The sequence below is a fragment of the Stutzerimonas kunmingensis genome (assembly GCF_021432085.1).
In the GTDB taxonomy this organism is placed as follows: domain Bacteria; phylum Pseudomonadota; class Gammaproteobacteria; order Pseudomonadales; family Pseudomonadaceae; genus Stutzerimonas.
Window position 1 is genome coordinate 3,348,225 of the sequence record NZ_CP090366.1, and the last position, 26,094, is coordinate 3,374,318.

General features: G+C 63.0%; 31 protein-coding genes. 20 read left to right on the forward strand and 11 right to left on the reverse strand.

Annotated features, from left to right (window positions below; all coding sequences use genetic code 11):
* Window positions 1–2 precede the first annotated feature (2 nt).
* Genes LW136_RS15825 through dapC form a run of 3 tightly spaced genes read left to right on the forward strand, consistent with a single transcriptional unit; the run spans window position 3 to window position 2,680 of the window.
* Window positions 3–713 carry a DUF3108 domain-containing protein gene (locus LW136_RS15825; RefSeq protein ID WP_023446278.1) on the forward strand — a complete coding sequence of 237 codons (711 nt, stop codon included), beginning with the start codon at window positions 3–5 and terminating at the stop codon, window positions 711–713.
* A gap of 54 nt (window positions 714–767) precedes the next feature.
* Entirely contained in the window at window positions 768–1,433 is a 666-nt protein-coding gene (locus tag LW136_RS15830) for a COG3650 family protein (RefSeq protein ID WP_041014631.1), read from the forward strand.
* A gap of 50 nt (window positions 1,434–1,483) precedes the next feature.
* Entirely contained in the window at window positions 1,484–2,680 is a 1,197-nt protein-coding gene (dapC, locus tag LW136_RS15835) for a succinyldiaminopimelate transaminase (protein ID WP_044314471.1), read from the forward strand.
* A 40-nt stretch (window positions 2,681–2,720) separates the two neighbouring features.
* Here the strand turns inward: dapC and LW136_RS15840 are convergent, their stop codons facing one another.
* Both LW136_RS15840 and LW136_RS15845 read right to left on the reverse strand, forming a co-directional pair.
* Window positions 2,721–2,882, reverse strand: a complete 162-nt coding sequence (locus tag LW136_RS15840) for a hypothetical protein (RefSeq protein ID WP_014821065.1) — start codon at window positions 2,880–2,882, stop codon at window positions 2,721–2,723.
* A gap of 14 nt (window positions 2,883–2,896) precedes the next feature.
* A complete protein-coding gene (locus LW136_RS15845) occupies window positions 2,897–3,142 on the reverse strand; it encodes a hypothetical protein (RefSeq protein WP_014821066.1) in 246 nt (81 codons plus the stop codon).
* Between the two features lie 127 nt (window positions 3,143–3,269).
* Here LW136_RS15845 and LW136_RS15850 point away from each other — a divergent pair, with 127 nt between their 5' ends.
* From LW136_RS15850 to LW136_RS15870, 5 genes are all read left to right on the forward strand, one after another.
* Window positions 3,270–3,599, forward strand: a complete 330-nt coding sequence (locus tag LW136_RS15850) for a thioredoxin family protein (protein ID WP_041014633.1) — start codon at window positions 3,270–3,272, stop codon at window positions 3,597–3,599.
* 128 nt (window positions 3,600–3,727) lie between these two features.
* Window positions 3,728–4,099, forward strand: a complete 372-nt coding sequence (locus tag LW136_RS15855) for an ArsC family reductase (RefSeq protein WP_041014634.1) — start codon at window positions 3,728–3,730, stop codon at window positions 4,097–4,099.
* Window positions 4,100–4,141: 42 nt separating this feature from the next.
* Window positions 4,142–5,176, forward strand: a complete 1,035-nt coding sequence (gene dapD, locus LW136_RS15860; RefSeq protein ID WP_023446283.1) for a 2,3,4,5-tetrahydropyridine-2,6-dicarboxylate N-succinyltransferase — start codon at window positions 4,142–4,144, stop codon at window positions 5,174–5,176.
* A 74-nt stretch (window positions 5,177–5,250) separates the two neighbouring features.
* Window positions 5,251–6,456: an aminotransferase class V-fold PLP-dependent enzyme gene (locus LW136_RS15865; protein ID WP_041014635.1), complete on the forward strand. Its 1,206-nt coding sequence runs from the start codon at window positions 5,251–5,253 to the stop codon at window positions 6,454–6,456.
* The gene (locus tag LW136_RS15870; RefSeq protein WP_041014636.1) at window positions 6,453–6,860 is read left to right on the forward strand and encodes a SufE family protein; all 408 of its coding nucleotides are present in this window, start codon (window positions 6,453–6,455) and stop codon (window positions 6,858–6,860) included. The genes LW136_RS15865 and LW136_RS15870 overlap by 4 nt, the downstream gene beginning before the upstream one ends.
* Window positions 6,861–6,875: 15 nt before the next feature.
* On the opposite strand, the gene LW136_RS15875 is transcribed toward LW136_RS15870, so the two are convergent.
* The 3 genes from LW136_RS15875 to LW136_RS15885 all read right to left on the reverse strand — a co-directional run bounded on the left by LW136_RS15875 (window position 6,876) and on the right by LW136_RS15885 (window position 9,827).
* The gene (locus LW136_RS15875; RefSeq protein WP_041014637.1) at window positions 6,876–7,997 is read right to left on the reverse strand and encodes a beta-ketoacyl-ACP synthase III; all 1,122 of its coding nucleotides are present in this window, start codon (window positions 7,995–7,997) and stop codon (window positions 6,876–6,878) included.
* Window positions 7,998–8,250: 253 nt separating this feature from the next.
* Window positions 8,251–9,171, reverse strand: a complete 921-nt coding sequence (locus tag LW136_RS15880) for a c-type cytochrome (RefSeq protein ID WP_041014638.1) — start codon at window positions 9,169–9,171, stop codon at window positions 8,251–8,253.
* Window positions 9,168–9,827 (reverse strand): c-type cytochrome, encoded by a 660-nt coding sequence (locus LW136_RS15885; protein WP_234173181.1) that lies wholly within the window; start codon window positions 9,825–9,827, stop codon window positions 9,168–9,170. Before LW136_RS15885 ends, LW136_RS15880 begins: the two co-directional genes overlap by 4 nt.
* A gap of 257 nt (window positions 9,828–10,084) precedes the next feature.
* Here LW136_RS15885 and LW136_RS15890 point away from each other — a divergent pair, with 257 nt between their 5' ends.
* Complete coding sequence (locus tag LW136_RS15890) at window positions 10,085–10,618, forward strand: hypothetical protein (protein WP_014821075.1); 534 nt, start codon at window positions 10,085–10,087, stop codon at window positions 10,616–10,618.
* A 21-nt stretch (window positions 10,619–10,639) separates the two neighbouring features.
* Here the strand turns inward: LW136_RS15890 and LW136_RS15895 are convergent, their stop codons facing one another.
* Window positions 10,640–10,867: a DUF3820 family protein gene (locus LW136_RS15895; protein ID WP_003280237.1), complete on the reverse strand. Its 228-nt coding sequence runs from the start codon at window positions 10,865–10,867 to the stop codon at window positions 10,640–10,642.
* Between the two features lie 240 nt (window positions 10,868–11,107).
* Between LW136_RS15895 and LW136_RS15900 the strand changes: the two genes are divergently transcribed.
* Entirely contained in the window at window positions 11,108–11,632 is a 525-nt protein-coding gene (locus LW136_RS15900) for an ankyrin repeat domain-containing protein (protein WP_044314474.1), read from the forward strand.
* A 67-nt stretch (window positions 11,633–11,699) separates the two neighbouring features.
* On the opposite strand, the gene ybaK is transcribed toward LW136_RS15900, so the two are convergent.
* Entirely contained in the window at window positions 11,700–12,170 is a 471-nt protein-coding gene (ybaK, locus tag LW136_RS15905) for a Cys-tRNA(Pro) deacylase (protein WP_044314475.1), read from the reverse strand.
* 72 nt (window positions 12,171–12,242) lie between these two features.
* Here ybaK and glpD point away from each other — a divergent pair, with 72 nt between their 5' ends.
* A complete protein-coding gene (gene glpD, locus LW136_RS15910; protein WP_234173182.1) occupies window positions 12,243–13,787 on the forward strand; it encodes a glycerol-3-phosphate dehydrogenase in 1,545 nt (514 codons plus the stop codon).
* A gap of 48 nt (window positions 13,788–13,835) precedes the next feature.
* Here the strand turns inward: glpD and metE are convergent, their stop codons facing one another.
* On the reverse strand, window positions 13,836–16,145 hold the full coding sequence (gene metE / locus LW136_RS15915; protein ID WP_234173183.1) for a 5-methyltetrahydropteroyltriglutamate--homocysteine S-methyltransferase: 2,310 nt from the start codon (window positions 16,143–16,145) through the stop codon (window positions 13,836–13,838).
* Window positions 16,146–16,305: 160 nt separating this feature from the next.
* On the opposite strand from metE, the gene LW136_RS15920 reads away from it, so the two are divergent.
* Window positions 16,306–16,896: an exopolysaccharide biosynthesis protein gene (locus LW136_RS15920; RefSeq protein WP_044315395.1), complete on the forward strand. Its 591-nt coding sequence runs from the start codon at window positions 16,306–16,308 to the stop codon at window positions 16,894–16,896.
* Window positions 16,897–17,050: 154 nt separating this feature from the next.
* Complete coding sequence (metR, locus tag LW136_RS15925) at window positions 17,051–17,977, forward strand: transcriptional regulator MetR (RefSeq protein ID WP_014821082.1); 927 nt, start codon at window positions 17,051–17,053, stop codon at window positions 17,975–17,977.
* A gap of 7 nt (window positions 17,978–17,984) precedes the next feature.
* Here the strand turns inward: metR and LW136_RS15930 are convergent, their stop codons facing one another.
* From LW136_RS15930 to LW136_RS15940, 3 genes are all read right to left on the reverse strand, one after another.
* Window positions 17,985–18,959: an SDR family oxidoreductase gene (locus tag LW136_RS15930; protein ID WP_041014645.1), complete on the reverse strand. Its 975-nt coding sequence runs from the start codon at window positions 18,957–18,959 to the stop codon at window positions 17,985–17,987.
* 102 nt (window positions 18,960–19,061) lie between these two features.
* Window positions 19,062–19,517 (reverse strand): VOC family protein, encoded by a 456-nt coding sequence (locus tag LW136_RS15935; RefSeq protein ID WP_014821084.1) that lies wholly within the window; start codon window positions 19,515–19,517, stop codon window positions 19,062–19,064.
* 74 nt (window positions 19,518–19,591) lie between these two features.
* Window positions 19,592–20,227, reverse strand: coding sequence for a LysE family translocator (locus tag LW136_RS15940; protein WP_041014646.1), 636 nt, complete (start codon window positions 20,225–20,227; stop codon window positions 19,592–19,594).
* Between the two features lie 245 nt (window positions 20,228–20,472).
* Between LW136_RS15940 and LW136_RS15945 the strand changes: the two genes are divergently transcribed.
* From LW136_RS15945 to LW136_RS15975, 7 genes are all read left to right on the forward strand, one after another.
* The gene (locus LW136_RS15945; RefSeq protein ID WP_041014647.1) at window positions 20,473–21,123 is read left to right on the forward strand and encodes a helix-turn-helix transcriptional regulator; all 651 of its coding nucleotides are present in this window, start codon (window positions 20,473–20,475) and stop codon (window positions 21,121–21,123) included.
* The gene (csgE, locus tag LW136_RS15950; protein ID WP_041014648.1) at window positions 21,120–21,503 is read left to right on the forward strand and encodes a curli production assembly/transport protein CsgE; all 384 of its coding nucleotides are present in this window, start codon (window positions 21,120–21,122) and stop codon (window positions 21,501–21,503) included. The genes LW136_RS15945 and csgE overlap by 4 nt, the downstream gene beginning before the upstream one ends.
* Window positions 21,500–21,916 (forward strand): curli assembly protein CsgF, encoded by a 417-nt coding sequence (locus LW136_RS15955; protein ID WP_041014649.1) that lies wholly within the window; start codon window positions 21,500–21,502, stop codon window positions 21,914–21,916. The genes csgE and LW136_RS15955 overlap by 4 nt, the downstream gene beginning before the upstream one ends.
* Window positions 21,917–21,938: 22 nt before the next feature.
* Complete coding sequence (locus tag LW136_RS15960; protein WP_036998768.1) at window positions 21,939–22,769, forward strand: CsgG/HfaB family protein; 831 nt, start codon at window positions 21,939–21,941, stop codon at window positions 22,767–22,769.
* 260 nt (window positions 22,770–23,029) lie between these two features.
* Window positions 23,030–23,521 (forward strand): curli production assembly protein CsgB, encoded by a 492-nt coding sequence (locus LW136_RS15965; RefSeq protein WP_041014650.1) that lies wholly within the window; start codon window positions 23,030–23,032, stop codon window positions 23,519–23,521.
* Window positions 23,522–23,568: 47 nt separating this feature from the next.
* Entirely contained in the window at window positions 23,569–24,855 is a 1,287-nt protein-coding gene (locus LW136_RS15970) for a PPE repeat-containing protein (protein WP_041014651.1), read from the forward strand.
* 373 nt (window positions 24,856–25,228) lie between these two features.
* Window positions 25,229–26,044, forward strand: a complete 816-nt coding sequence (locus tag LW136_RS15975) for an outer membrane protein OmpK (RefSeq protein ID WP_003280206.1) — start codon at window positions 25,229–25,231, stop codon at window positions 26,042–26,044.
* Window positions 26,045–26,094 lie beyond the last annotated feature (50 nt).

Here is a 26,094-nt window from a genome sequence, read left to right on the forward strand (position 1 = left end):
CCATGCGTCGCGCTTTGCTGCTCGCTCTCGCCGTGCTGACCCTGCCGGTCCAAGCCCTGGAGCTCAAGCCCTTCTCCGCTAGCTACACCGCCGACTGGAAGCAGGTTCCGGTCAGTGGCACAGCTCAGCGCAGCCTCGAGCAGCTGGACGATGGCAACTGGAGGCTCGATTTCGAGGCCTCCATGCTGGTCGCCAGTCTCAACGAGCGCAGCACGTTCCGCACCGAAGGCGATACCTTCCTGCCACAGACCTATCGCCTCAAGCGCAGCGGCCTGGGCAAGGGCAAGCGTGTCGAGCACCGCTTCGACTGGGACAACAAGCAGGTCGAAGGCAGTGACCGGGGTGATCCGGTCAAGCTTCCGCTGCATCGCGGCTTGCTGGACAAATCCACCTACCAGCTGGCGCTGCAGCAGGAAGTCGCGGCCGGCAAGCAGAGCATGAGCTATCAGGTGGTGGATGGCGACGAGATCGAAACCTACGATTTCCGCGTACTGGGCGAAGACAAGGTCAGCACCAAAGCCGGCCAGGTCGATGCCATCAAGGTCGAGCGCGTGCGCGACCCAACGCAGAGCAAGCGTGAAACCATCCTCTGGTTCGCCAAGGACTGGGACTACCTGCTGGTCCGCCTGCATCAGGTCGAGACGGACGGCAAGGAATACCAGATCATGCTCGAAGAAGGCCGTGTCGGCGGCAAGACCGTCAAAGGCAACTGAGTCATCGCGGCGGGCCTTCGCGACCGCCGCCTCCCACCCGCTTCGAGTTTTCCGATGACCTCTTCACGCCCCCTGCTGATTGCACTGCTCCTGTCCCTGGCCGGTTGCCAGTCATTCTTCGCCGAGCGCCCTCCGGCCAAGGCAGCAACCGAACGCCTGCAGGGTGAAGTTCGACAAGTCGACGGCCAGCTTCAGTTGCAGAGCTGCCAGGGGCAACGGACGTTGAAACTGCTGAGCAAGGACACCGGGTTGCAGGACGACGTGCAGGTGCTGCTGACCGATGATCAGGATGCACTGTTCGCCGACCTGCGTGGCACCCTCAGTCAGGCCGAACCGGACGGTACTGGCCAACTCGCGTTGACCCGCATCTATCGCCTGCAGCGCGAAGGCCACGGCTGTGGCGAGGAGAACTTCAAGCAGATGATCCTGCGCGCCAGCGGTCATGAACCAGGCTGGATGCTGACCGTGACCACCCGCGGCATGCTGCTCGTTCGGCCGGGGCAATCACCGATCGCCCTGCCTTATCTGGAAGAGCAGCTTCCCGGTGGCCAGTTCAGTTTCACCAGCGAGGCCAACCAGCAGCGCCTTGACCTGTGGGTTGCACCGCAGCGCTGTGTCGACAGTGCCAGCGGCACGGTCAGCCACCTCACTGCAGAGCTCCGTCTGGACGGCCAGACATTGCGCGGTTGCGCCTACTACGGTGGCGCACGCGACGACTGATCTCACGAATGCGGGGCGTTCGCCGCGCTCATCCTGAAAGAACTGCATCCATGAACAACGCCCTGAATCTGCTGCACCCATACCCCTTCGAGAAGCTGCGTGGCCTGCTCGCTGGCGCACAGCCGCCTGCCGACAAGCGTGCCATCGCGCTGTCGATTGGCGAGCCGAAGCATCGCTCGCCGGACTTCGTTGCCCAGGCACTGGCGGACAACCTTGATCAGCTGGCGGTCTATCCGACCACACTCGGCATTCCGGCGCTGCGCGAAGCCATCGCGCGCTGGTGCGAGCGGCGCTTCGGCCTCGCCGCAGATGCACTGGACCCGGCGCAGCACGTGTTGCCGGTCAACGGTACGCGCGAGGCACTGTTCGCCTTCACCCAGGCCGTGGTGGATCGCTCAGCGGACGGTCTGGTGGTCAGCCCGAACCCGTTCTATCAGATCTACGAAGGCGCAGCCCTGCTCGCCGGCGCCACGCCTCATTACCTGCCATGCCTCGAGCAGAACGGCTTCAACCCGGACTTCGATGCCGTGCCGGCGGATGTCTGGCAGCGCTGCCAGATTCTCTTCCTCTGTTCACCGGGCAACCCGACCGGTGCGCTGGTGCCGCTGGAGACGCTAAAAAAGCTGATCGCGCTGGCCGACCAGTACGACTTCGTCATTGCCGCCGACGAGTGCTACAGCGAGCTGTACTTCGACGAGGCTAGTCCACCTGCAGGGCTGCTCACCGCCTGTGCAGCACTGGGTCGCACCGATTACAAGCGCTGCGTGGTGTTCCATAGCCTGTCGAAGCGCTCGAACCTGCCGGGGCTGCGTTCGGGCTTCGTCGCCGGTGATGCCGATATCCTCAAGTCCTTCCTGCTCTACCGCACCTATCATGGCTGCGCCATGCCCGTGCAGACCCAGCTGGCGAGCATCGCTGCCTGGAACGACGAGATTCACGTGCGCGCCAACCGCGAGCTGTATCGCGCCAAGTTCGATGCCGTGCTGGAAATACTCGCGCCGGTCATGGACGTGCAACGCCCCGATGGTGGCTTTTATCTATGGCCGAAAACGCCGATGGACGATCAACAGTTCACCCGCGAGCTGTTCGCCCGCGAGCATGTCACCGTGGTGCCGGGTTCCTACCTGTCGCGCGAAGTGGACGGCATGTCCCCAGGCGTCGGCCGCGTGCGTATGGCACTGGTTGCGCCGCTGGCCGAATGCATCGAGGCGGCGCAACGCATTCGCCACTTCATTGAAACGTTCTGACAACGCACCGGGCGGTCCGGCCGCCCGGTTGTCCGAGGCTTCAAGCCACGCCTGGCGGGATCATGTCCTTGCCGTAATCGCGCAGCTTTTCCAGATTTTCCGGTTTCATGTGTTCTGGAATATCTGCCCGCGGATGCTCCTCATGCCGGTTGGAATCCACTGGCTCAGGCGCATGCTCAGTATGCTCGTCGTGATCATTCATACAACGCCTCCTGTTCAGATGGCGTGTTCTTCCCAGATCAGCTCGCCTTCGTCGCTGACCTCTATAACTTTAGTCAAAGCTGCCTCGGCAATCGCGTCGGCTTCGGAGGCCAGGTCGTAGCGACGGCCATCTGCGATCTTGAATACGTGTACATGCTCGTCGCTGTCGCGCCGTTTGATGGCGATAACCGCTTCGAACGCATCCTCGGCAGGCACCGCCGAAGAAATCGCTTCGAAATTCTCGAAATGCTTGCGTGCCATTACTCGTCACCTCACCGTTGCGATTGTCATCAATGGACAACACCATCGGTGTAAAAGGTCGAGAGCCCTCGCCGAACGACGGCCCGGCGGCAAGTTCGAACGTTGGAAGGCACACGGAGAACCTGCCATGAACATGACTGAACACTACGTACAAAACGAGCCCAGCCGTACAGAGGTCGACGCCATGCAGAGGCCGCTGCTGCTGGAGTTCGGCACCGCCTGGTGCGGCCACTGCCGAGCAGCTCAGCCACTACTGGCAAAGGCCCTGGCTGAGCGCAGCGGCATTTGTCATCTGAAGATCGAGGACGGCCCGGGCCGCCCGCTGGGACGCTCGTTTCGGGTCAAGCTCTGGCCGACCCTGATCCTGCTGGAGAATGGCCAGGAACTCGCGCGCGTCGTGCGCCCGCTGAACGAGCAGGCGATCGAGCAGGCGCTAGGCGAGACGGGAAAGGGATGAGAGAGACAGTTCGCGAGCCATCTGCCGCGCCGCGCTCTTCGAGGCGAGAAGGCATGCTCGCCTCCATAGCCCGGCGAGGCGTGGCATAATCCGCCGTCCAGTTTTGCAGGAGCCTTGGAGAGTCGTTTATGTCCGAATCAGATCAGCGGTTGTGCCTATACGGAATCAAAGCCTGCGACACGATGAAAAAGGCCCGTACCTGGCTCGACGAACACGGACTGGACTACGACTTCCACGACTACAAGAGCGTCGGCATCGACCGCGCCCACCTGGAAGCCTGGTGCAATGAACACGGCTGGCAGACCGTTCTCAACCGTGCAGGCACCACCTTCCGCAAGCTGGAAGACGCTGCAAAGGCCGATCTTGACCAGGCCCGGGCCATCGAGCTGATGTTGGCCCAACCGTCGATGATCAAACGCCCTGTACTCGACTTGCGCGGTAAGACCCTGATTGGCTTCAAGCCCGATCTTTACGCTGCCGAAGTGGCAGCGCCGAACTGATAGCCGCCCAACAGACGGCGCGGCCGACAAAAAGGAAATTCTATGTCCGCAACCCTATTTAGCCTCGCCTTTGGCGTTGGCACCCAGAACCGCCAAGGCGACTGGCTGGAAGTCTTCTACGCACAACCGCTGCTGCAACCTGCCGGCGAGCTGGTAGCTGCCGTCGCCCCGCTGCTCGGCTATGCCGGCGGCAATCAGGCAATCAGCATCACCACTACCCAGGCTGCACAGCTGGCCGATGCCCTGAAGCCGCTCGACGCTACCCAGTACGCGCTGCTGACCCGCCTGGCCGAAAGCCAGCGCCCACTGGTCGCCACTCTGCTCGCCGAAGACGCGCCGCTTACCTCGACCCCCGAGGCCTACCTCAAGCTGCACCTGCTTTCGCACCGGCTGGCCAAGCCGCATGGTCTGAACCTGACCGGCATCTTCCCGCTGCTGCCCAACGTTGCCTGGACCAACCAGGGCGCGGTGGACCTGAGCGAACTGGCCGAGCGCCAGCTGGAAGCACGCCTGAAGGGCGATCTGCTGGAAGTCTTCTCGGTGGACAAGTTCCCGAAGATGACCGATTACGTGGTCCCTGCCGGCGTGCGTATCGCCGACAGCGCGCGCATTCGCCTCGGTGCCTATGTGGGTGAAGGCACAACCGTGATGCACGAAGGCTTCATCAACTTCAACGCCGGTACCGCCGGCCCGGGCATGATCGAAGGCCGCGTCTCCGCTGGCGTGTTCGTCGGCAAGGGTTCGGACCTCGGCGGCGGCTGCTCGACCATGGGCACCCTGTCCGGTGGCGGCAACATTGTCATCTCCGTCGGCGAAGGCTGCCTGATCGGCGCGAATGCCGGCATCGGCATCCCGCTGGGCGACCGCAACACCGTGGAGTCGGGCCTGTACATCACCGCCGGCACCAAGGTCAGCCTGCTCGACGACGGCGATAAACTGGTCAAAGTGGTCAAGGCGCGCGAGCTGGCCGGTCAGAGCGACCTGCTGTTCCGTCGCAACTCGCAGACCGGCGCGGTCGAGTGCAAGACCCACAAGTCGGCCATCGAGCTGAACGAGGCGCTGCACGCGCATAACTGAGCAGGAGCAGCGGCAAGCTGCGAGCCATGAGCGCCTGCCTTGCCGCATCCCCTGCAGCTGGAGGTTTGCCGCTTATGGCCCTGTTTTCTCCCTGGCGCGCCGACTTCCCTGCTCTGGCGATACTCGAAGCGCAAGGCCAGACCTATCTCGACAGCGCCGCCACGGCACAGAAGCCGCAGGCACTGATCGATGCTCTCAGCGGCTACTACACCTGCGGCGCCGCCAATGTGCACCGCGCCCAGCACCAGCCCGCCGAACGCGCGACTCGCGCTTACGAAGACTCCCGCATCAAGGTGGCGAAATGGCTGAACGCGGCTTCGCCCACTGAAATCCTCTTCACCCGCGGCGCGACGGAAGCGCTGAATCTGCTCGCCTATGGACTGGAACATCTGATCGGAGCCGGTGACGAGATCGTCATCAGCGCCCTCGAACATCACGCCAACCTGCTGCCCTGGCAACAGCTGGCCAAACGGCGCAACGCCAGACTGCAGGTGCTACCGATCGATACCGCCGGGCGCATCGACCTGGCCGCAGCTGCCGCGCTGGTCGGGCCGCGTACCCGACTGCTGGCGGTGAGTCAGCTGTCCAACGTGCTGGGTGGCTGGCAACCGCTGGACGACCTGCTGCACCTGGCCAAGACCCAAGGTGCGCTGACCATCGTCGACGGCGCGCAGGGCGTGGTGCACGGCCGTCACGACATGACCACGCTGGGTTGCGATTTCTACGTGCTCTCCAGCCATAAGCTCTACGGGCCGGATGGCGTCGGCGTACTGTACGGCCGCGGCGAATCGCTGCTGCAGCTGCGTCACTGGCAGTTCGGCGGCGAGATGGTGCGCATCGCCGATTATCAACACGCCGAGTTCCATGCGGCGCCCCTGGGCTTCGAGGCCGGCACGCCGCCGATCTCCGGCGTCATCGGTCTCGGCGCCACGCTGAACTATCTGGCTGGACTCGACGTTGCCGCGGTCGAGCGTCACGAGCGGGCATTGCACGACCAGCTGCTCGCCGGGCTTGCCGCACGCAACGGCGTTCGCCTGCTCGGCTCGCCGCAGGTTGCGCTGGCCAGCTTCGTTGTCGAAGGCGTGCATCATTCCGACCTGGGGCATCTGCTCACCGAACAGGGCATCGCGGTACGCAGCGGCAATCACTGCGCCATGCCGCTGATGAAACACCTTGGTCTGGATGGCGCGACACGCGTCTCGCTCGGGCTGTACAACGACAGTGCCGACCTCGAGCGCTTCTTTAGCGCCCTCGATCAGGCCCTGGAGTTACTGCGATGAGCGACTTGCCGCAAGCCGCTGGCGAAGCGCTGGAGGCATTCAGCCAGGCGCCCGGCTGGGAGCAGCGCGCACGTTTGCTGATGCAATGGGGTGAGCGGCTGGCACCGTTGGATGAAGATGAACGCAGCGAAACGAATCAGGTATCGGGCTGCGAAAGTCGCGTGTGGCTGGTCGGCGAACGACAGGACGGCTGCTGGCATTTTCGCGCCGCCAGTGATGCCCGGCTCATCCGCGGCCTGCTGGCGGTACTGCTGGCAAGAGTCAACGGCCTGGAAGCTGCCGATCTGGCCGAAGTGGACATGGCCGACTGGTTCGCCCGTCTTGGCCTTTCGCGGCAATTGTCGCCTTCGCGCAGCAATGGCATGAATGCCGTGCTGCAGCGAATGTGTGAGCTGACCGGCTGACCCGGCCAGGGCGAATCAGCGCTTGCGCAGGATCACGCTGCCGATCGAGTAGCCCGCACCGAACGAGCTGAGCACACCGAGGCTGCCGCTGGGCAGGTCGTCCTGGTGCTTGTGGAAGGCGATCACCGAGCCGGCCGAACTGGTATTGGCGTAGGTATCGAGGATCACCGGCGCCTCTTTCTCGGTGGCGTCGCGGCCCAGCAGGCGGCGCACGATCAGGTGGTTCATGTTCAGGTTGGCCTGATGCAGCCAGAAACGCTTCACCGATTCCACAACGATGTCGTTCTCAGCCAGGTGCTCACCGATCAGCTCCGCCACCATCGGGCAGACTTCCTTGAACACCTTGCGACCTTCCTGGATGAACAGCTTGTCCGGATCGTTCATGTGTTCTTCGGCAGCACGGTTGAGAAAGCCGAAGTTGTTGCGGATGTTGTTGGAAAACTCGGTCACCAGCTTGGTACTGATGACGTCCCACTGCTGCGCCGAGGTCGCCAGATCTTCGCGCTCGATGATTACCGCGGTGCAGGCGTCGCCGAAGATGAAATGGCTGTCGCGGTCGCGGAAGTTCATATGCCCGGTACAGATCTCGGGGTTGACCATCAGGATCGCGCGCGCCTGGCCCAGCTTGATGCTGTTGACCGCGTTCTGGATGCCGAACGTGGCCGACGAGCACGCCACGTTCATGTCGAAGCCGAAACCCTTGATCCCCAGTGCCGCCTGCACTTCGATGGCGACTGCCGGATAGGCGCGCTGCAGGTTGGAGCAGGCAACGATCACGCCGTCGATGTCCGCAGCGGTCTTGCCGGCGCGGGCCAGCGCTTCTTCGGCTGCCTTGACCGACATCTCGCAGAGAATCGACCACTCGTCATTGCTGCGCTCGGGAATGCGCGGAACCATGCGCTCGGGATCGAGGATGCCGGCCTTGTCGGTAACGTAGCGGCTCTTGATGCCGGAAGCCTTTTCGATGAAGGCGGAGCTGGACTCGGGCAGCGGCTGGATCTCGCCGGCCTCGATGGCAGCGGCATTCTCGCTGTTGAAGCGATGAACGTAGGTGTTGAAGGACTCCACTAGCTCATCGTTGGAAATGCTGTTGGCAGGGGTATAAAGGCCGGTACCGCTGATGACGACGTTATACACGGTCGTTCCTCTCGAATGGCTTGGATCGTTTTCTGACGTTGGGACGGCAGCAACAGGACTCGGCCAGTCACGATCATTCCAGCGCCTCTTATGGCGGCTATTGTGCATGAAAATCTGAAAGAATCCGTAACATTGCGCTTATAACGGGTAGGTAATTAAGTCTTTTGTCACATCCGAATGTGACCGCTCAGTCCGAAAATGAAGAGAGCGCCGAATGGCGCCCTCTTCTGTCCTCAATGATGTACTTAAGTCCCTATTTGATGCCCTGTCCAAGTACGACGCCATCCACCTCCTGTCCATAGAGATTCACGCCGTCGTTGGCGTGGTAGCGAACTCGCGTCTTTTCTACCGAGCCTTCGACCAGACGCGGGTCCTGCGGCCGCTCATGGCTGTTCATGTATGCGGCCACGTGCCAAGCATCCTCGTCGCTGAGCGAACCACCCTTGCCCAGCGGCATGCTCTCCTTGATGAAGGCCGCGGCGGTGTTGATCCGGTGCATGCCGGCACCCCAGTTGAACGAGTCCTTACCCCATAACGGTGGGAACACATACGCGCCACCCGCCTGCTGGCCCTGGCCGTTGTCGCTGTGACAGACCGCGCACTGCTCGGCATAGATCTGCTTGCCCTTGGCAATATCGAAACCACCTTTGGGCTGTGGGACTTCAGGATAGGCCCGCCCCGGCAGCTCCTGGCCTGTCGGAGCACCAGTGGAAAGCCAGTAGGAATAGGCCGTCAGGGCATTGATCACATGGCTATCGGCTGCCGGCGGCTTGCCGTTCATGCTGAACTGGAAACAGCCCTGTATCCGCTCGGCGTAGCTGTTGACCTTGTCATTCTTCTTCCGGTAAGCCGGATACATCGGATACGCGCCCCACAGCGGCGCTGAGTTGGCCTTGCGCCCCTGATCAAGATGGCAGTTGGTGCAATTCATGCCGTTGCCGACGTATTCGGCGGCGTACTTCTGAGTGTCGACGAAGATCGCCCGGCCGTGCTGCACCAGCTCGCCATAGGCGTTGGCCGGCAGATCCTTTTCCTGCGGTGGCTGGAAGAAGTTCTCACCTGCGTCCTTGGCAGCTTTCTGTGTCAGCTGGGACTGGTCGTCCATCTTGATCTCGGCCGCCAGCGACGCACCGCTGACCGCCATGGCCAGCATCGTTAACCAGTAGGTTCTCATTGGCTGCCCCCCTTGTGCTCCAGGCCGGCAAAGTACTCGGCGACGGCCTGCACTTCGTCGTCGGTCATCGCGCGGGCGATATGACCCATCAGATCGTTCGGATCGTTCGGATCGTTCTTGCGCGTACCCTGACGCCAGGCATTGAGCTGCGCGCTGAGGTATTGCATCGACTGCCCGGCCAGCGGCGGGAAGCTCTCACCGACCCCAATGCCAGCGGGGCCATGGCAGGCCACGCACTCGGGAATGTTGCGTTCCCAGGCACCACGAAGGGCAAGGCGCGGCCCCACACCTTCCGCCTTTTCCGCCCGACCGATACTGGCGAAAACCGGCGCTGGCCTGGCTTCGAGCATGGCCGCCACGGCATCCATCTCTTCGTCGCTCAAGGCCGCAGCAATTGGCTGCATGACCGGATTGCTTCTGGCACCGGAGCGGAAGTCCTCGAGCTGCTTGCGCGTGTATCCGGCGGATATCCCGGCGAGGCGTGGAAAGCCGGCCGCCGCCATCCCCATCGCATCGGCACCGTGGCACGTGCCACACGCCATCGCCGCAGGGTTGGCGCCGCCCTGCGCGTAGATTTTTTGCCCATCGGCAGCCTGTGCCTGCATCGTCAGTAACAACGCAGCCACACCGGCCAGGGGCCAGTGAGTGAGTTTCATGAAAGGGCCTCATCAGCGGTTGTAGTTATGCTTGCCGCCACCGGCGTGGTCTTCGCCAACGCTCGGGTTCTATCGATGGTGTGCGGCAGCTTGTCGCAGAAGCGACGCTACCACATCGCCACGGCGGCCCTCCAGAAACAGAATAAGCTTAGAACTGCTTTGCATATACCAGACACAGCGGCCCGCTGCGCAACCAGCGGTGCACACGAGACAACGACCTTGGTTATCCTTGCGTGCTCACTCGCGCAGGAACACACATGAAAGACCAACTTGCCGCACTGATCAGCCTTATCAGCTCCGGCTGCATGACCGACGACGAAATTGGCCGCGTCGCGGCAGAAGCCGCGGAGGCGTACGCCGATCCGCAGGCATTTCTACAGGCCAACCCGGACATCAATTACGACGACAGCTTTCCCATTCCTCTCGGCGAATGGGTAGTGGTCGGCAGCCTGCCGGAGACGGTCTTGTTCCAGGCTGATGATTATCAGGAGCTGTTCACACAGATCGTCGCGTCCTTCGGCGACAGCGTGACCTTCGTCCTCAAGCCCAAGCAGCTCGCCAAGACCGAGCCGCTGACAGCGCTGAACCGCATTCAGGTGCAGCTGAGCAGCCTGTATCCGGAGAAAGGTGGCTACGTGCTGGTGGACTTCAGCGAGCCGCTGGACGATGAGCTGCAGGCGGTGCTGGTCTACACCTGCGATGTGCCACGACTGATGGAGCTGGCGGTGGAAGTAGGCATCTATGCCGCGCCGGCCCTGGAGGTGTTGCGCGAGCAAACCGAGCAACCGTGACGGTAGGCACTTCGCCGGCGATCAGCCGCGCGAGGCGTTGCGGCGGCGCAAGGGTTCCAACAGCGCTGAAAGCCCGTTGTGGTCGATCTCGTGCATCAGCTCCAGCAGCTGGCCGAGGCTGCCAGGCGGAAAGCCGACGCGGGCGAACCAGTTGAGGTAATTACCCGGCAGGTCGGCTATCAACCGGCCCTTGTACTTACCGTAGGGCATCGTCTGGGTCACCAGGCGTTCGAGATCTTCAGGCTTCATCGCTTCGGGCATCGGAGTGTCGGGCCGTCGAATACTGCCACAACCGCACCGGCTTCTGACACGCGAGCCTGATCCGATGGCGTTCCGATATTCCTTCGGGCTGGCCATCGCTTGGGACTGGGCGCACATACAGAGCGCCTATCCGCAGGATAGAAAGCCTTGGTTGGCGCATCGCCAGCCCGATAACCACAATGGCTCTCGATACGGCAGGCGAACTGCTGACAGCCATGGAGAACCGCGATGCAAACGCCCAGACAACTGCCAGAACTGGATGACGCCACCCTCGCCTTCGCCGAGCAGGTGTTCGACAGCGCTCGCAACGGCGACAGCTCGCGCCTTGGTGAACTGCTCAGGCAGGGTATGCCAGCCGATCTTCGCAATCACGCCGGCGACAGCCTACTGATGCTCGCCAGCTACCACGGCCACCTCGAAGCCAGTCGTGTGCTGCTCGAGCATGGCGCCGATCCGCAGCTGCGCAATATTCGCGGTCATACGCCGCTGGCGGGCGCAGCCTTCAAGGGCGACCTGAACATGATCGAGTTGCTGCTGGCGCACGGCGCCGATGTCGAGAGCCCCTGCGAGGACGGCAAAACCGCTCTGATGATGGCAGCCATGTTCAACCGTACCGAAATCATCGAACACCTGATCGCCCGGGGTGCCAACCCGCAAGCCGTCGACGCCAATGGCGCCACAGCACTGGTCGCCGCAGCCATGATGGGTGCTCAGGACGCCCAGGCGTTGTTGCGAAGCCTGGTCTCCAGCTGACGCACCGATGTTTCGGCGCATTGCAAATTTTCACCTCGCTTGACCGGACCCTCGCAGCTATCAGCTATCAGCCGCGCCCGATCGACGCAAAAACAGCCTTGCTGTGCTCAGCCAGCACGGCGGGGGACAGCTCGACTTCCAGCCCGCGACGACCAGCGCTCACGTAGATGCTCGCCTGCGCCTGCGCAGAACTGTCGATAAAGGTACGCAGACGCTTCTTCTGCCCCAGCGGACTGATACCACCGACCAGGTAACCGGTGGCCCGCTGGGCTGCCATCGGATCGGCCATCTCCACCTTCTTCACGCCGGCCGCCTGGGCCAGCGCCTTGAGATCGAGGGTGCCGGCGACGGGCACCACGGCGACCAGCAGCTCGTTCTTCTCGCTACAGGCGAGCAGCGTCTTGAATACCCGCGCGGGCTCCAGCCCAAGCTTTTCCGCCGCCTCCAGTCCATAGGACGCAGACTTGGGATCGTGCTCGTAGCTGTGTACGGAGTGTTCGGCTCGGGCTTTTTTCAACAGGTCGATGGCAGGTGTCATGGCTTTGTAGTGCTAATGATTGATGAATGGCGGTAACGTAACGCAACAGAGAATCGGTAGTTATAAGCGCCCATGAATCATCCTCTTCTTGCACCGCTCGCGGAAGTCTACGACCTGGCCGTGGTGGGCGGCGGCATCAATGGCGCGGGTATCGCCGCCGATGCGGCCGGGCGCGGCCTGTCGGTGTTTCTCTGCGAGCAGGGCGACCTGGGCGAACACACCTCCTCAGCCAGCAGCAAGCTGGTGCATGGTGGGCTGCGCTACCTCGAGCATTACGAACTGCGCCTGGTCCGCGAGGCCTTGGCCGAGCGCGAAGTGTTGCTGGCCAAGGCGCCGCACATCATCACCCCGCTACGCTTCGTGCTGCCCTACCGCCCGCATCTGCGGCCGTCGTGGATGATCCGCACCGGGCTGTTTCTTTACGATCACCTCGGCAAGCGCGAGAAGCTCGGCGGTTCGCGCAGTCTGCGTTTCGGTGCCGACAGCCCGCTCAAGGACGAAATCACCCATGGTTTCGAGTACGCCGATTGCTGGGTCGATGACGCCCGGCTGGTGGTTCTCAATGCCATGGCGGCACGCGAGCTGGGGGCCCATATCCACACCCGCACTCGCTGCGTCAGTGCGCGCAGCAGCAAAGCGCTCTGGCACCTGCATCTGGAACGTGAGGATGGCAGCCGCTTTTCGATCCGCGCGCGCGCCCTGGTCAACGCCACCGGCCCGTGGGTGGCCTCGTTCATCGAAGAGCAACTCCGGCAGACATCCCCGCACGGCATGCGCCTGATCCAGGGCAGCCATATCATCGTGCCGAAACTCTATGAAGGTGAGCACGCCTACATCCTGCAGAACGAGGACCGGCGCATCGTGTTCATCACGCCGTACCTCGGCCAGTTCAGCCTGATCGGCACCACCGACCATGAGTACCACGGCGACCCGGCGCGGGTGCAAATCACCGACGAAGAAATCGACTACCTGCTGGCCATCGTCAACGCGCACTTCAAGCATCAACTGAGTCGCACCGATATCCGCTACAGCTATGCTGGGGTCAGACCGCTTTGCGATGACGAGTCCGACCAGCCCTCGGCGATCACCCGCGACTACACGCTGACGCTCAGCAATAGCGCTGGTGAGGGACCGTTGCTCTCGGTATTCGGCGGCAAACTGACCACCTATCGCAAGCTCGCCGAAGCGGCACTGGCACAGCTGGCGCCGCTGTTTCCCGAAATGAAACAGCCCTGGACACACGACGCCGCCCTGCCTGGCGGTGAGCATCTGGACGAGCCATCGGCGCTGGCCCACGCGCTCTGCGCCAGTTATCCATGGCTGCCCGGTCCGATCGCCCGGCGCTGGGCACGCACCTACGGCAGCCGCAGCTGGCTGCTGCTCAAGGGCACCGATTCGCTGCAGGACCTTGGCGAGTGTTTTGGCGCCGGCCTGCACGCGCGCGAGGTGGACTACCTGATGGTCGAGGAATGGGCGCAGACGGCAGAAGACATCCTCTGGCGCCGCACCAAGCTCGGCCTGTTCATGCAGCCCGCGGAGGTCGCACTGCTGCAGCGTTATCTGGACAGCCGGACAGCCGAGCGCCTGACCCACTTCGACCACGTCGCCCAGGGCTGACGCACCACGGCGCAGCGCCCGCACTGGAGCGCTGCGCCCGCGTCGACCTCAGGCTACCTTGGCGTTGCGCGAGGCACGCAGCTGACGGGCAGCCGCCACCATGTTCACCAGCGCCGCTTCGGTCTCCGGCCAGGCGCGGGTCTTCAGCCCGCAATCCGGATTGACCCACAGCCGCTCGGCCGGGATGCGCTCGGCGGCCTTCTCCAGCAGCTGCACCATTTCGGCAGTATCCGGAACGCGTGGCGAGTGGATGTCGTAGACCCCCGGGCCGATATCGTTGGGATAGTCGAAGGCGCGGAAGGCTTCGAGCAGCTCCATCTGCGAACGCGAGGTCTCGATGGTGATGACATCGGCATCCATCGCCGCGATGGACTCGATGACGTCGTTGAACTCGCTGTAGCACATGTGCGTGTGGATCTGCGTCTCGTCGCGCACGCCGCTGGCACACAGACGGAACGCCTCGACCGCCCAGTCCAGATAGTGCTGCCACTGCGCGCGACGCAACGGCAAGCCCTCGCGGAACGCCGCTTCGTCGATCTGGATGATGCGGATGCCGGCGGCTTCCAGGTCGCAGACCTCGTCGCGGATCGCCAGCGCCAGCTGCCGTGCCTGAACCTCCCGCGACACATCCTCACGAGCGAACGACCACATCAGCATGGTCACCGGCCCGGTGAGCATGCCCTTCATCACCCGGTGGGTCTGCTGCTGGGCGTAGCGAATCCAGTCGACGGTCATCGGCTGCGGGCGGCTGAGGTCGCCGTAGATCACCGCCGGTTTCACGCAGCGCGAGCCGTAACTCTGTACCCAGCCGAACCGGGTAAAGGCATAGCCATCGAGCTGCTCGGCGAAATACTCGACCATGTCGTTGCGCTCCGCTTCGCCATGCACCAGCACGTCCAGGCCGATCTGCTCCTGCACCGCCACCGCATGGCGGATCTCGGCCTGCATCGCCTCGGTGTAATCGCCGAGCGACAACCGGCCCTGCTTGTAGGCTTGCCGCGCCAGGCGGATAGCCGACGTCTGCGGGAACGAGCCGATGGTCGTGGTCGGGAACGCCGGCAGGTCGAGCCGCGCGCGCTGCTGTTCGATTCGCGCAGCGAACACCGACATGCGCCGGCTGTCTTGTGGCTGGATGGCATTCAGGCGTGCCTGAACCTGCGGCTTGTGGATGCGTGGCGAGTGCTGACGTGCCGCCTGCACCGCACGGCTGCGCGCCAGCTCGACCGCGACATCCTCGTTCGTCGGCTCGTTGATGGCTCGGGCCAGGGTCGCCACTTCGGCGCATTTCTGTACGGCAAAGGCCAACCAGCCTTTCAGCTCATGATCGAGCCGATCTTCCCGCTCGAGGTCCACCGGGCTGTGCAGCAGGGAGCAGGACGGCGCCAGCCAGAGACGATCACCCAGCCGCTCGGCGGCATGCCGCGCCACCTCCAGAGCCTTCTCCAGGTCGCAGCGCCAGACGTTGCGCCCATTGACCAACCCCAACGACAGCACCTTGTAGGTCGGCAACCAATCGAGAATCAGCGGGTACTGCTCCGGCGCACGCACCAGATCGATGTGCAGGCCGTCCACCGGCAGCGCCGCCGCCAGGCTGAGGTTGTCCTCCAGTCCGCCAAAGTAGGTGGCGACCAGCTTCTTCAGCGGGGCGCGCTGCAGCAGGTTGTAGGCGCGCTCGAAGGCGTTCTTCCAGTCCTGCGGCAGGTCGAGGGCGAGGATCGGCTCGTCGATCTGCACCCACTCCACGCCCTGCGCCGCCAGCCGGTCGAGCACCTCGCCGTAGACCGGCAAGAGTCGTTCGAGCAGCTCGAGCTTGTCGAAACGCTCGGCAGCCTCGCCCTTGAGCTTGCCCAGCCAGAGATAGGTCAGCGGGCCGATCAGCACCGGCTTGACCGCATGGCCTAGCGCCAGCGCTTCTTCGACTTCCTCGAACAGTTGCGACCAGGACAGCTGGAACTGCTGATCGGCGCTGAACTCCGGCACCAGGTAGTGATAGTTGGTATCGAACCACTTGGTCATCTCCTGGGCCTGGGCGCCACCGCAGCAGCTGTTCGTCACGCCACGGGCCATGGCGAACAGCGTGTCCAGCGTCGGTTGGCCATCGGCCGGGCGGAAGCGCTGCGGCACCACGCCGAACATCAGCGAGTGCGTCAGAACCTGGTCGTACCAGGCGAAGTCGCCCACCGGCAGCAACTGGATACCGGCATCGGCCTGGGCTTGCCAGTGTTGTGCACGCAGCTGACGACCAACCAGGCGCAACCCCTGCTGGTCCAGCTCGCCCTTCCAATATGCCTCCAGAGCTTTCTTCAGCTCGCGGTCCGCACCAATGCGTGGAAAACCGAGGTTGTGCGCTACAGCCATTTCTCACTCCAAATGTCGTTCTGCATGAATGGGCTGATTGTCCGCGCCATGACTGCGTGAAACAAACTCATGTAATTACATTTGAAATATAGAAATATTCATGCAGGAGCATTTCGGGGCCTCAGGGCTCTAAAAGAAACCTCCCCTACCAGGCGTATTCATGAACCCGGATCAGCCACCGCAGAATCTCGAAAGCCTGCTGCAGCGTCTCGAACAGGCCGGCGAAGCCGACCAGCCGGTGACCATCGAGTGCATGCTGCAGGCCACCGATGAGCGCAGCTTCGGTGCCCTGTTGCTGGTGCCAGGCTTGCTGGTGTTCTCGCCGCTGTCGGGAATTCCCGGATTGCCCAGCGTGTTCGCGGTGATGGTTTCGTTGATCGCGCTTCAGCTGCTGATCGGCCGGAAGCACTTCTGGCTGCCCAAATGGCTGCTGCGGCGTAGCGCCTCGCGCAGCAAGTACGACAAGGCCATAGCCTTCCTGCATCGCATTGCCGGCTTCGTCGACCGGCTGCTCAAGCGGCGGCTGACCTTCCTTACCAACGGCCTGGCGAATCGGCTGAATGCCGTGCTGTGTCTGGCAATCGCGGCCACCATGCCGCCGCTGGAGCTGATCCCGTTCGGCAACTCCACTGCCGGCGCGGCGTTGAGCGTGCTGGGGCTGGGCATGATGGCCCGCGACGGCGCGATGATCCTTGCCGCGCTGCTGTTCTTCTTTGGTCTGGCCTACATGGTTTCGCGGCTCTGGTTCTGAATGGCCCGGCCGATTGCGTAGCGGCCACTCGACAGCATCCAGATGCTGGGACACACTTGCGACGGATGAGCGTTGCTCATCTGCTTATTCATTCAGGGAACATCAGGCCTGCTGCTCGAGCTCGTGCTGATCCCGCTTCGCAAGGTAGTTCGGCATGCTGGAAATTCGTCACCTGAAGACGCTTCATGCACTTCGGGAAACCGACAGTCTCGTCGAAGCCGCCGAGCGCCTGCACCTGACGCAGTCGGCGCTTTCCCATCAGTTCAAGGAACTGGAAGAACGCCTCGGCCTGCAGCTGTTCGTGCGCAAGACCCGCCCGGTGCGCTTTACCAGCGCCGGCCTGCGTCTGCTGCAATTGGCGGATCTGATGCTGCCTCAACTGCGCAGTGCCGAACGTGACCTCGCCCGCCTGGCCGGCGGAACCGCCGGGCGGCTGCACATGGCCATCGAATGCCACAGCTGCTTCCAGTGGCTGATGCCGACCATCGACCAGTTCCGCGATGCCTGGCCCGAGGTCGAGCTGGATCTGGCCTCGGGCTTCTCCTTCGCCCCGCTACCGGCCTTGGCGCGCGGTGATCTCGATCTGGTGGTCACCTCCGACCCGCTGGAGCTGCCCGGCATCACCTACGTGCCGCTGTTCACCTACGAGGCCCTGCTGGCGGTGGCGAACCAGCATGCACTGGCCGCGCGGCCGTACATCCGACCGGAAGACCTGGCCAGCGAGACGCTGATCACCTACCCCATCGAACGCGACCGCCTGGATATCTTCACCCGCTTCCTCGAACCGGCCGACATCGAACCGGCGCAGGTACGCACCTCGGAACTCACTGTGATGATGATGCAGCTGGTGGCGTCGGGGCGCGGCGTCTGTTCACTGCCGAACTGGGCACTGCACGAATACAGTTCACGCGGCTACGTCACCGCCAAACGGCTGGGCGACAAAGGTCTGTTCGCCACGCTTTATGCGGGCATCCGCGCCGACATGCTCGACTCACCCTTCATGCGCGACTTCCTGCTGACCGCCAAGGACACCTCCTTCGCCACGCTCGAAGGCGTCAGTGCCGCGCCGAAGGTGCGCTGACAGCGGGTCAGCGCCGCCGCGCCAGGCATACGCCAAGACCGATCAACCCGGTTGCCACGCCGCCGATCAACAGCCAGCGCTTGTCATCATCCGGCGACGAGCGCCAGCCGCCATCGATGCGCCGTTGGCCCAGCGGCGGATGAAAGAGATTGCCTGACGAGGGCGCCACTCGCTGCGCGCGGCCAAGCGCGAAGCCGGTCAGCAGCCCATTGAGTCGATCGAAGCCCGGGGTGAGGAAATGCGCCAGGCGCAGCAATGTGGCGGTCGCGCCGACCGACGTGGTGTGGCGCGGATGCAGGGCCAGACTGACCATGGCATCGGCCACCTGACGCGGATCGAGCAGCGGTGGCGGCGGCTGCAACGAGCGCCCGGCGTAGTTGCCGCCGTCGCGAAAGCCGGGGGTATCGACAATGCCGGGATACACGTCGCAGATGTGAATCCCCGGCCAGGCTCCCAGTTCGCCGCGCAGCGCCTGGGACAGGCCGCGCAGGCCGAACTTGCTGGCCGAATAGGCCGCCGCGAACGGTTGCGCCACCCAGCTGCCGACCGACAGCGTATTGATCAGCACACCGCTCTTTTGCTGCTTGAAGTACGGCAGCACCACATGGGCGCCACGCAGATAGCCGAGCAGATCGGTCTGCACCACTTGTTCATGGGCATCCAGTGGCGTCTCGTCGAACGCGCCGACCGCGCCGATGCCGGCATTGTTGATCCACACATCGATGCGCCCCTGGCCGAACTCCGCCGCAGCGCTGGCCAGTGCTTCGACCTCGTCGCTGTGGGTGACGTCAGTGGGCACCACCAGGACTTCGCCACCGAGCGCGCGGCATTCATCGGCGGTTTCCGTCAGCGCTTCGGCGTCGCGCGCGGCAAGCACCAGCCGCGCGCCCTGGCGGGCGAAAGCCTGGGCAGCGGCGCGACCGATGCCGCTGGACGCACCGGTCAGCACCACCAGGGCGCCGTAGAGTTTTCCGTAGGCCATCGTCGTTCCTCCGCAGTCTGCTGTCGTAGTTAAGCTGACAGCGACGCTGCGCCGAACATTCCCCCCGATGGTCGGCGCGATGCCCCGCGCGCAGGAACGTACTCAAGCCTGGGCGACGCTTCCCGCCGCTTCGTCCGCCCAGGGGTCGTAGGTGCCGAAGCTCCACAGATGCCCTTCGATATCGCGGCAGGTGAAGCCGCGACCGCCGTAATCCTCGTCCTTGAGCTCGACGACGATCTGCGCCCCGGCCGCCTTGGCCTGGGCGTAGAGCGCATCGGCGCTGTTGACGATCACGTAGATGCCCTGGGTCGATGCGCCGCCAATCTCGTCGGGCTGGCGCAGTTGCTGGCCGTACTCGGAGTCCACTACCGGCCCGACCATCAGCATGCCGTTGCCGAAAGCCAGTTGTGCATGAGTGATGCCGACCTGTTCGTCGCGGTACTGGCGCTGGCATTCGAAACCGAAGGCCCGACTCAGCCAGTCGATGGCGATGGCCACATCGCGATAGCGCAGGCAGGGGATCAGGCTGGCCGAGGTGTTCTTGCTCTGCTGAGACATACACAGCTCCCATCATGGGCTGCCGAAGGGCTGCCCTTCTTCATGAGAGCCACACCGTGACGATCAATTCCCTTTCAGAGGCGTTCGCTCAAGCCCAGGCGAATACCCAGGGCGATGAGCATCGAGCCCAGCGCCCGGTCCAGCCACTGGCTTATGGCCGGATTGTCGCGCAGCGCCTGGGTGGCGCGGGCCGCCAGCAGCACCACAGCGCACTCGATGATGATCGCCACGACAACCACCAGCACGCCGAGAACCAGCAGCTGCAGCGGTACGGAGCCATGCTCGGGGCGGACGAACTGAGGCAGGAAAGCCATGAAGAAAATCGCCGCCTTGGGATTCAGCAGATCGACCAGCACGCCCTGGCGGTAGGCCTTCCAAGCAGACGCATGCGGCGCTGCCTTGAGGGCCAGCACGGTTCCGCCGCCGGCCGAGCGCAGTGCCTGATAGCCGAGATAAAGCAGATAGGCAGCACCGACGTACTTGACCACCGTAAACGCCAGCGCCGAAGTGGCGAGGATCGCCGAGATGCCCAGCGCGGCGAACGCCACATGCACCAGCGCACCGCTGCAAACGCCACAGGCTGAAATCATGCCGATGCGACGGCCGCCACTCAGGGTGCGTGAAATCACGTAGAGCAGATCCGGCCCGGGCGACAGATTCAGTGCCAGCGCCGCCGAGAAGAACACCAGCCAGAACACGGGATCAACCATCGCTCCATCTCCATCTACGTGGCCAGACCGAGGCCATCCATCCAAGAGATCAGACTCTAGGACGGAAGCATTCCGAGTTCCAGCAGATTCTCTGAACACCCTTTTCGTCGGGATGCTGACGCAAAATTTAACTTTTGACTTTTTTTTGTCGCAAAGCTGAACTACTTTCAATTGCCAGACGGGACCGCTCTCTGCGCGTCACGCAATCAAGGACTGCCCATCAACATTCAGCAAAGGACATGCGAATGAAAGACGACGTCGCGCCGGCTTTCCAGCCAGCCCAATTCCGCATAACGCTTCTCTCTGCCAGCAAGCTGCTCGACAGCACGCTGCGCCAGCACCTGTACGACTGCCCCAGCTGCACACTGGTGCATATGGTCACGCCGCGATCCGAACAGATTGATTCCGCGCTGGTGCTGCTCGATGTCGCCAGCTACGACCGCAACGATTGCGTGCACCTGCTCCGCCAGTTCGGCGACACACCGCTAGCATTGATCAACGCCCAGCCCGATCAGGCGCGCAGACTGGTTGAAACGCACCCCTGGATCCGCGGGGTCTTCTACCGCGCGACGCCACGCGCCATGTTTGTCCGCGGTATCCAGACCATGCTCGCCGGGGGCGACTGGCTACCTAGGGAGCTGATGGAAACGCTGCTCTGTCGCTACCGGCAGCTCAGCAACGCACATCAGGTCATCGACGAGCTGACCCTGCGCGAAAAGCAGATCCTCGCGCTCGCCGGCCAGGGCCTGTCCAACGCGGCCATCGGTGAAAGGCTGCACCTGAGCATCCACACCATCAAGAGCCATGTGCACAACGCCCTGCGCAAGCTCGGCGCCAGCAATCGCGCCCAGGGTGCCTCACTGGTGCTGGCGCACGTTGGTGAGGCGGTGTCGTGAAACGCACCGCCGCGTTGCTTCTGCTGCTGTTGAGCCTGACCGCTCAGGCCGACGAAGCCGAGCTGCAAGGATTCATCACCAACAACACGGTTTCCCGCTCCGGTCACGAGTTCTACCTGCGCTTCTGCGAGCGCCTGAACGACATCAGCGCCCTGGACTTCAACCTTGCCATCAAGGAAAGGCCCTCGGCGCGCTGGGGCGTTCTGGTCTGGGTGGAGCACGAGAACCAGACCCTGTATCGCCGCTTCCTGCAGCCCAACGTGGCGGACATGAAGGAACCGGCCTACGAGGCTGCCGATTACGTGGTGCAGGAAATCAACCGGCGCAAGATCGAAGCGCTGTTCGAAGACAACATTGACATGGCCAAGGACGAACTATGAAACAGCACATTCATAAGGCGCTCGGCGCGCTGCTCGCCAGCCTGCTGCTCAGCACTGGCGCCAGCGCCACCGAGCTGGTGTACACCCCCGTAAACCCATCCTTCGGCGGTAGCCCGCTCAACGGTGCCTGGCTGCTCGGCAACGCGCAGGCGCAGAACAGCAAGAAGGACCCGGATGCCATCGATCGCTCCTCGCTGCTGGAAAACCAGTCTGCCCTGGACCGTTTCACCAGCCAGCTGGAGTCGCGCCTGCTGGGCGATCTGCTCAGCGGCGTGACCGATGGCAAGACCGGCACCGTGACCACCGACGATTTCATCGTGCGCGTCTACAACGGCGACGCCGGCATGCTGATCGTGGAAATCACCGACCGACTCACCGGCGAAATGTCCGAAATCATAGTCGGTCAAAACTGACCCCCAAGGAGAAACAAAGGCCATGAGAAGCCTATTCGTAGCCATAGGGATGATGGCTGTACTGCAGGGTTGCGCCGTTCGCGAGCCCATGTCTGCCGACCAGCATCCGCCAACCCTGACCCCACGCACCTCGACCTACCAGGATCTGCTGGCTCTACCGCGCCCGAAAGGTCCGCTGGTGGCTGCGGTGTACGGCTTTCGCGACCAGACCGGCCAGTACAAGCCCACTCCGGCCAGTTCCTTCTCCACCGCGGTGACCCAGGGCGCGGCCAGCATGCTGGTCGATGCCATGCAGGCCAGTGGCTGGTTCGTGGTGCTCGAGCGTGAAGGCCTGCAGAACGTGCTGACCGAGCGCAAGATCATCCGCGCCTCGCAGGCCAAGCCGGATGTCGCACCCAATATCCAGTCCGAGCTGCCGTCGCTGCTGGCGGCCAACATCATCATGGAAGGTGCCATCGTCGCCTACGAAACCAACGTGCGCAGTGGCGGCCAGGGTGCGCGCTATCTGGGCATCGGACTGTCGCAGGAATACCGCGTCGATCAGGTCACGGTGAATCTGCGGGCCATCGACGTGCGCAGCGGCAGGGTACTGTCGAACGTGATGACCACCAAGACGATCTTCTCCGTCGGCCGTAGCGCCAACGTCTACAAGTTCATCGAGTTTAAGGAACTGCTCGAAGCGGAGGCGGGTTACACCACCAACGAGCCGGCGCAGCTCTGCGTACTCTCGGCGATCGAGGCTGCCGTGGCGCACCTGATCGCCCAGGGCGTCGACCGGCGCCTCTGGCAGACCGCCGAAGGCAGCGGTGGCGAGCATCCGGCGCTGAGCAAGTACCTGAGCAAACTGGACTGAGATCCAAGTAGTCGGCGCAACGCCGACGACGCTTCCGCCTTCCCCCACTCCCATCCCGGCTGACGGCACGCCTCATGGCGGTGCCGTCCGCACGGCCGTGCGCCATCAATTACCGGGGAGTGCGCCGGCCGCAGCTAGGTAACTCGCCAATCGCCGCCCGTTACGCACCGGATCGCAACATTTTCAATCATTGGATGGATGTTCGCCGCCCCGATTAAGGGCAAGTATGTCGACATCAGAGCCCATCAGGACAGGACGCCATGACACGCTCGCAACGGATTGCGCATGACCTGCTGCTACCCGCAGTTCTGCTACTGGCGACCGCCAGCCACGCCGACATGCCCGCCTCACTCGATCTCGCCCCCAACGAATTGGCCTTTGTCTCGGCCGATCCGGCCGCACACGCCGCCGCCGGCGGCCAGGGCTCCACGGCGCTGATCCAGCAAAACGGCGACAGCATGACCGGCCGCATCGCCCAGGCGGGCTCCGAGCTGGAGGCCTACATCATCCAGAGCGGTTACGCCAACGGCGCCAGCATCGAGCAGATCGGCCAGGGCAACGCGGCGCTGATCAGCCAGAACGGCTTCGACAACGACGCCCACATCGAACAGACCGGCTCGGACAACCGCGCCGCCATCGCACAGCAGGGTTCGAGCAATCGAGCCCTTATCGAACAGACCGGCAGCGGGCATAGCAGCAATGTCAGCCAGAGCGGCCAAGGTCTGACGGTAGTGGTTCGCCAGTACCGCTAATCCCAAGGAAATACCGCTGTACTTAAAACATCCATGGAGTGACAAAAATGTTTAAGTTCAAACCTCTTGTAGCAGCCATTCTGACCGTCGCCACTGCCCAGGCTTTTGCCGCCGAGAACACCTCGGAGCAGAACCAGCACGGCATCAACAACAACGCAGAAGTGCTGCAAAGCGGCGGTTCGGGCAACTTCGCCACACAAAACCAGAGCGGCTTCAGCAACGACGCAATGGTCGAGCAGATCAGCTCGGAAGCCACTACCGTCACCCAGACCCAGACCGGCAACTTCAACAATGCCGAATCCCGCCAGAGCGGCACGTTGATGACCGGCTCGACCCAGACCCAGAGCGGCTGGGGCAACGATGCACTGGTAGAGCAGACCGGCACCTACAAGACTGGCGCCACGCAGAACCAGAAAGGCGTCAACAACGTTGCCGAGACGTTCCAGTCCGGCGCGACCATGACCAACGCCACCACCAACCAGGACGGCAAGGACAACTACGGCCTGATCTCCCAGACCGCCACCTATGGCAGCCAGGCGGTGGTTAACCAGAACGGCGACCTGAATAGCGCCAGCATCACCCAGTTCCTCAGCAACCACGACCGCGCAACCATCGCCCAGCAGGGCGTCGACAACGATGCGCAAGTGATGCAGGTCTTCAGCAGCGGTTCCATTGCCGAAGTCGAGCAGAGCGGCTGGCGCAACGACGCGATGGTTTCGCAGACCGGCCTGCAGCACGAGGCGTATGTCGATTCCGTCGGCAGCCACAACAGCGTCAATGTGGACCAGAGCGGTAATGCACAGAACGCCTTCGTCGTGCAGTACGGCGAACGTAACGACTCGAGCATCACGCAGACCAACGGCTGGTTCGGCGGCAACAACACCGCTACAACTGAGCAGGCTGGTACAGATAACCGAGCTGACGTTTACCAGGACGGCCGCAACCAGACTGCCAAGACCATCCAGGAAGGCGCTTTCAACGTCGCTTCTGTAGAGCAGCAGGGCCGCGGCAATGATCTGCACTTCCACCAGGACGGCGTCGCTAATGAGCTCAATGCCGTACAACACGGTGTCGACAACGAGATCGTCGGTGTCAGCTATGGCGCGAACAACACAGCCGACATCGAGCAGGACGGCCGCGGCAACCTGGCCACCGTTCGCCAGGAAGGCTACTTCAACGACGTAATGCTGAGCCAGAGCGGCGCCGAACACCTGGTCAAGGTGACTCAGAACGGCTTCGGCAACGACGCCATCGCCAGCCAGGCCGGCTACGGCAATGCGGCCTACATCAACCAGAGCGGCTGGAACAACACCGCCCTGGTCACCCAGCAGTAAGTTCGTTCGCTACAACCGACTGCCGGCGCCTTGCCGGCAGTTGCGTTTCATCCCTCCGCGAATCCCACCTCACTTTGCCTTGACAGACGACGCACCGTTTCGGTGGCGAGCCTGGCGATCGGCCATCGCAGCGCCCCAAACTGAAGCAAGCTGACGCATCGGTCAGGTCACACCAACGCGCTCACCTCCCATCCGGCAACCCTGCCATCAGTCAAAACGTTTCGTCTTCGAAAAATAAATCTTTTTCTATCAATTACTTATCAAGAACCTCAATGGGATCTTCGGTATTGGCGCGACGCTTGCTTTGAGACCAAAGCCTGACCGCTTGGACAACTTACAAGCTCATTCAAATGCCAATACGGAGACACACTCAATGAAGCGCAGCCTGACCACCGCAGCCCTCGCGGCCGGGTTCATCCTCAGCAGCCAAGCCATGGCCAGCCCAATGCTCTGGCAGAACAACAGCCTGACCTACCTGTACGGCAAGGATTACAAGGTGGATGCCGGCGACATCCAGCAGACCATCACCTTCGAACACGCCAGCGGCTGGACGTGGGGCGACGTGTTCCTGTTCGTCGACAACAAGTGGTACAACGGCATCTCCGGCAGCGACGGTCACACCTACTACGGTGAGTTCAGCCCGCGCCTTTCGCTGGGCAAGATCACGGGTACCGACCTGTCCTTCGGTCCGATCAAGGACGTGCTCATCTCGGCAACCTACGAGCGCGGAGAAAGCCAGGACGACGGTACGCCCAACCAGAACTACCTGCTCGGCCCGGCAGTCGATCTCGCCATTCCCGGTTTCGACCGCTTCTCGCTGAACACTTACTACCGTAAGCCCGACGGCACCACCGGCAAGCCGGGCGGTCAGTGGCAGATTACTCCGACCTGGGCCATGACCTTCCCGGTGGGCAAATCGGACATTCTCTTCGACGGCTATATCGACTGGGTCGTCAACGACAAGAAGAACAGCAACACCGAGCTGAAGAAGAACTTCCACTTCAACCCGCAGATCAAGTACGACCTCGGCAAGGCGCTGGACTACACGCCCGGCAAGCTCTATGTCGGTATCGAATACGACTACTGGTCGAACAAGTACGGCATCGAAGACGGTGGCTTCGTCAGCGAGAACTTCGTTGGCCCGACCGACCAGAACACCTTCAGCGCCATCGTCAAAGCGCATTTCTGACGCGCTCGCCGCCCGAATGCCCGGGCGGCGCTTGCCTGCAAGGGCGACTG